The 5,694-nt window shown below is 49.2% G+C and carries 4 protein-coding genes; 3 read left to right on the plus strand and 1 reads right to left on the minus strand.

Going from position 1 to position 5,694, the window contains the following annotated elements; all coding sequences use genetic code 11:
• Positions 1-444, plus strand: a 444-nt coding sequence (locus tag AC0AP0_RS08245; protein ID WP_490430116.1) for an NAD(P)(+) transhydrogenase (Re/Si-specific) subunit beta, incomplete at its 5' end; no start/stop codon positions are given.
• A 921-nt stretch (positions 445-1,365) separates the two neighbouring features.
• Positions 1,366-2,640 carry a DNA (cytosine-5-)-methyltransferase gene (gene dcm / locus AC0AP0_RS08250; RefSeq protein ID WP_490430117.1) on the plus strand — a complete coding sequence of 425 codons (1,275 nt, stop codon included), beginning with the start codon at positions 1,366-1,368 and terminating at the stop codon, positions 2,638-2,640.
• On the opposite strand, the gene AC0AP0_RS08255 is transcribed toward dcm, so the two are convergent.
• Complete coding sequence (locus AC0AP0_RS08255) at positions 2,609-3,982, minus strand: Sau3AI family type II restriction endonuclease (RefSeq protein ID WP_490430118.1); 1,374 nt, start codon at positions 3,980-3,982, stop codon at positions 2,609-2,611. The two genes, dcm and AC0AP0_RS08255, sit on opposite strands and share 32 nt — an antisense overlap.
• Before the next feature lie 1,078 nt (positions 3,983-5,060).
• Between AC0AP0_RS08255 and AC0AP0_RS08260 the strand changes: the two genes are divergently transcribed.
• The coding region (locus tag AC0AP0_RS08260; protein WP_490430119.1) for a threonine aldolase family protein at positions 5,061-5,694 on the plus strand (634 nt) is incomplete at its 3' end.

The raw sequence follows: 5,694 nt of genomic DNA on the forward strand, positions 1-5,694 counted from the left end.
GCACAGGCCCAACGCGAACTGGCCGACCTGGGCGAACTGCTCAAGGGCCGTGGCGTGGATGTATCCTATGCCATCCATCCCGTGGCCGGCCGTATGCCCGGACATATGAACGTCCTCCTGGCCGAGGCCAACGTTCCCTATGAGGAATTGATCGACCTTGATGACATCAATCCCCAGTTCCCCTCAGCCAACGTCGCCTTGGTTGTCGGCGCCAATGACGTAACCAACCCGGCTGCACGCCGACCGGGTACTGCAGTCTCAGGCATGCCCATCCTGGACGTTGACAAGGCCCAGCATGTTGTCGTCCTCAAGCGAGGCAGAGGCAAGGGGTACGCCGGTATCGAGAACGAGCTCTACTTCAACCCAAATACGCAGATGCTCTTCAATGACGCCAAGGTCAGCCTTCAGGCGATCATTGCATCGGTCAAGGAACTCATCGCCTGAGCATATGCTGTAGTGAGAACCATGGCTCCGGATCGGCTTGGCTGGTCCGGAGCCAATTATCATCGAACAAGAAGAATCCACATGCTGATTTTTACATCCCAAATTACTTATAGTTACTTTATCGCTAAATTAGTGAAGGTTACATAAAATTACGAAATGACAGCTCAATATTTATAACTGGGAGGATTTTGATTTCAGCAAAAGCGCTACAAACACAAGTATTACACAGCTCACCGGGGATAAATCTATGCTAACTGGGACTCACAGTGCGGCACATGTCTGGTAAACTCTCAAATAGTTTTCCAATAAAAAAACATCATGTATTACAAATCGTCGTCTGTCCATTCTTCATCTGTATTGAATCTCGCCCTCGATTACTAAAGGCGGTCAAGCCCGCGTTTTTATATCTAACGCATGGTGGTATTCAATGTCACCAAACTGTACTATCTAACATTTAGATAGATTAATTAGGCTTATCAATTCTGCCTCAAAGTGGAGTGGAATTGCTTCTGTACTTCGCGTACTTGTACAAAACAGGTACTTTGAAATGTAACGATATGTTTGAACCGCCCGCAGTGGAGAGTATGTAGATGTATCTGTACAGATATATTTAAAGAAGATAAGGAACCAGATTTCTCGTAGGCGTCAAGAGAAAGCCGTTGGCTCATTGCAACCTGTGCAACTATTCATAACAATCGATAACCTGTATAGCCAGCCAGAAATGTCGACGATAGCTATTGACTAGCAGCAAAACATGAGCATTTCGTCTACCTTTATTTGGAAAAACTTCATGCTCTTTTTTCGGCTCAACTTGGTCTCTTTCGAACAGACGTTCGACGCTCCCGAGAACCGCTCCGGTTGATCAAATCGATAAATCCCCGTATCATTGGTGTGTCAGAGTTTCCTCGGAAGTAAGTTGGTGTGTCTATGTCCATCAGGGTGGTCGAACTGTTCGCAGGTGTGGGCGGATTTCGTCTAGGCCTGGATGGTTATAACAATCCTGAGCATCCCGAATTCCACATGGAAGCCGCCGGTCCTTTCCAGACCGTCTGGGCGAACCAGTGGGAGCCCAACGGCAGCGAAGCCAAGCAATTTGCATGGCGCTGCTACGAGGACCGTTTTGGAACTGGATCCTGCGTTAATGAAGATATAGCTGAAGTACTAAGGAAAGTCGACAAGGGAGAAGCCAATATCCCACAGTTCGACATGCTTGTCGGCGGCTTCCCATGCCAGGATTACAGCGTGGCTAAGCCGCTCTCTCAATCTTCAGGAATAGAGGGCAAAAAAGGCGTCCTCTGGTGGAGCATAAATACACTTTTGGAGAAACGTAAACCACGTCTTGTGTTGCTTGAGAACGTAGATAGACTATTGAAATCACCGTCTACACAGCGTGGACGTGATTTTGCCATCATTCTTTCTTGCTTGTCCCGACTGGGTTACTCGGTCGAGTGGAGAGTGATTAATGCTGCAGATTATGGGATGCCCCAACGAAGGAGGAGGGTCTACATCTTCGCAGAACTCACCCGAAGTGCATGGGACCTCTCGACTCGTCTGCACAGCAACGGAATCATGGCAGAGGCCTTTCCGGCAGAGCCATCCGAAAAAAAAGATTCTGGTACATTTCGCATCAACGATGACCCCTATGACATAACCAACCGATTCGGCATCGATTCGAAGACTTCGCTCTTCCGGAATGCGGGCGTAATGCAAGACGGTGTCGTATTCAGCGAACGGGTAGAAGCGGTGTACACCGGCCAAAAAACTGTCTTAGGAGACATCCTTGTACCTCCGCAAGATGTTCCACAGCAATTCTGGATTGACGAAGACTCCCTATCGAAATGGTCGTATTTGAAGGGCGCAAAAAAGGAACAGCGGGAGGCGAAGTCAGGTTTTGAATACACTTACGCCGAAGGGCCCGTCACCTTTCCAGATTCATTGGACAAACCCAGTAGGACCATTCTGACTGGTGAAGGCGGTAAAGGGGCCAGCCGTATGAAGCATGTTGTCGAGCAGAACGGCAGGCTCAGAAGGCTGGTACCAGATGAACTCGACCAGCTACAGATGTTCCCACGGGGCTGGACAGATGACGGTATGAGCGACGGGCACAGGGCCTTCTGTATGGGCAATGCTCTTGTCACCGGAATCCCCCACAGAATTGGCAAGGTCATTGCCGGTCGTCTGATGCCTGGTCGATAATCTGCTGAACATATTTGTTCGTAATCCAGAAAGATTTCTTCGTCTCCCTGGTTCCCTGCGGGGTAAGACAGGTCTCACCTTTCGTGGCGTGAGGGCGCACGTGTATATGCGAACCATTGCCTTCCAATCCCCTGATGCCGGGAAAGTGATCATAATCATTGGCAAGAATGTGCTGTCTCGTTATCTTGTACACTCGACAGGCCTCGGCCAGGTCTTCGTCGGTTGGCGTCCACCACACCAACTGCGACAAAAACAAGGGGCCGTGCTCCTCACGTTGACTGAAGACGACAAACAGATAAGGAGTGGTCATGTATCCGTACAGCTTGCTGTCCTCCCAATCAGTGCAGGCTACTTCCTTATAGTCCATTGCAGGGAATGAAAGCGACTCTTTGACACGCCCTGTGCGGCTTCGCCTGATTGTGCGCACCATAATACCAGCCTTGTCGAATTCCTCTATACTCTTGTCAGTACCTATACCGAGGATTTTCTTCGTTATTAACGCGTAATAGTTCTTAGCATGCTCACTTGCGGAGATCTGCAGGACAGATTTCAGCTCTTTCTTCGTTTTTCCCATGTAAGGGCGGAATCTCGCCTTCACCAACTGGTGGAGGGTCAGATTCACCTCGTCCTTTTCCCTCTTGATTGAAGCGTACTTTTCCTTTTGGAAGAGCTGATTGATGACCGTGGTCATATATGATGATTTCAGGGCCCACCTTCTTGGCTTGGCGCACCGGTCCGATTTGGGTTGCGGGTATTTTTTCCCGTGACCGGAACCGGTAGTGGCAGCTTCAAGGTAGACGGTGTCACGGCCGCTTACCTTATCCGCGTCCCCATTCCTCACTTTTGCGAGAACCGTATTCCAGTCTGCCAGCATCTGGGGCTTATCTCTTTCCGGCACACCCCACATGGTGGCCAGTCTGAATCTCATATCCAAGACGCTGTCGCTACCTGGGTCATAGTCGTAGGCCAGCAGGAGAATCTTCGATATCTTATCCATAAGATGGCTCTTCTTGAAATCCTCGTTGAGAATCGTCATCCAGTTGATATTAGTTATAGCGAGTCGTTCCTTGGCACAAGGCTTGTGGTGGGCATCGTATCTTAAACCTGTAGTTTTGAGCTCGACACCGACTTTTGGGAAATCAGGACCTTGAACATTGTTGTTTCTGATGCGAAAATAGTATTCTTCGACAGTTTCGCCCATGGCCCCCTTGCCTCCGCTACCCTTGGGTCTGGCATCCGGGGGCAAATCCAAAGCTTCTCTCAAAGTTTTATTTACAATGCGCTTGGCATACTCTTCAATGCTGCTGACATTACTGTCATCGTATGGTACGTCCTCTTGCATCTCCACCATGTGTAACAAGTATACTTACCTCAGTCATACTGTATCTCGGTGGTAGTGGAACCAGCAGACAGGTTTATGTAAGATTATGCCCATTGCCTTCTGAGGAATTAAAAATACGTCAACCACAACAACGGCATGCCACATACCTCATTTCCTCCGGTTTACCAGTTTAGAAGCATTGTGTAGTATCCCAAATTCATACTAATTAAATTAGAATCATTCTGATAAAGCGAGTGCATCATAGGATTACGTAAACCTTTTAACAAATCAGGTAGAGACCAGCAATTAGAGACAAAGAACAGAACATGAACGGACACAAGAACAATAACGAATGCGACCAAAAAGATAAGATTGACAAGAATCAAAATATCTCGCTGCCAGGGCCGAGGTTGCCGAGCATGAGGCCGAGACTGCCAAGTCAGGGAACTCCGTCGTTGAAGCCACCTGACAGAACAGAAGTAAACAACTGCAGGATTCTGAATGTATGATGCAAACCACCAGTTCTCATGAAGCATATGCAAAACAGCAGACAGTTCGCAGCAGGGGCCACGCTGGAGCCTAGGCCACAGAATGAGGAATGGACGCGTAGCTTCTGTTTCGGGGTAGCAGCATTTATTCATAGCTGCTCTAGATAGCCACTATGTACAATGCCTATTTTTCTTTCGTCCTAGGCACAACACTCTCTGGCATCGGTACGCGTTTCCCAACTCATTGGATTTACCATTTTTAGCACGAACAAGACGGGAGAGTGCTGACCAACATCAAGGTCACATTTATTAACGTTATAATTGCTGTTTAGGTCTTTATCATCGTCCTCTTTTCTTCAACTGAATGGGAAGTGTGGACAACAAGCAGAATTCCATCATCAACACTTTGATTTGTCCCATATTGAATGAAATCATCACTGTATTTAGCCTTGTCTTCATTTAGCCTTGTCTTCGCAAGCTTGTGTACGAACCTTTCTCATGTCGTACCAATGCTCCGAACAAGCATGAATGAAGAACCCGGAAAGGGATGTGGAATCCAATTTATGTGTACCATAAAGGCATACACGGGAACGGTCTTAGAAAGGGTGTTTATGCTGTCATTCGTCAACGACTATTCCGAGGGCGCACATCCCGCAGTCCTGCAGCGGCTGATCGACACCAACATGGAGCACCTTCCCGGGTACGGCAAGGATCGGTACTGCTCCTCCGCTGCTCAGAAAATCGCCCAAGCTTGTGGCTGCCCCCAGGCCCAGGTCTATTTCATGGCCGGAGGAACCCAGACCAACCAGGTCGTCACTTCCTGCCTGCTGAAGTCATATCAAGGAGTAGTCGCTGCGGATACTGGCCATGTCAATGTCCATGAGGCCGGCGCCATCGAAGCCGTAGGCCACAAGGTTCTGACAATTCGCGGCGAACAGGGCAAGATTCGCGCAGAGGACCTTGACGCTTTTCTGAAAGGCTTCTATGCCGACGGAAACCATGAGCAGATGGTCTTCCCCGGCATGGTCTACATCTCACATCCCACCGAGTATGGGACCCTCTACACTCGTCAGGAGCTGGAAGATCTCTCGCAGACCTGTCGGGAATACAAGATTCCGCTCTACCTGGACGGGGCCAGGCTGGGATACGGACTGGTAGCTCCCGGAACCGACGTCGATCTGACGGACATAGCCCGTCTCTGCGACGTTTTCTACATCGGCGGAACCAAGGTCGGCGCACTCTGCG

The organism is Bifidobacterium sp. POST2/T3 (B1), from assembly GCF_058197115.1.

What these genes read in the sequence shown, in the direction of transcription:
- AC0AP0_RS08255 (WP_490430118.1), bottom strand. Translation starts at nt 3,982, where the DNA reads ATGCAAGAGGACGTACCATACGATGACAGTAATGTCAGCAGCATTGAA.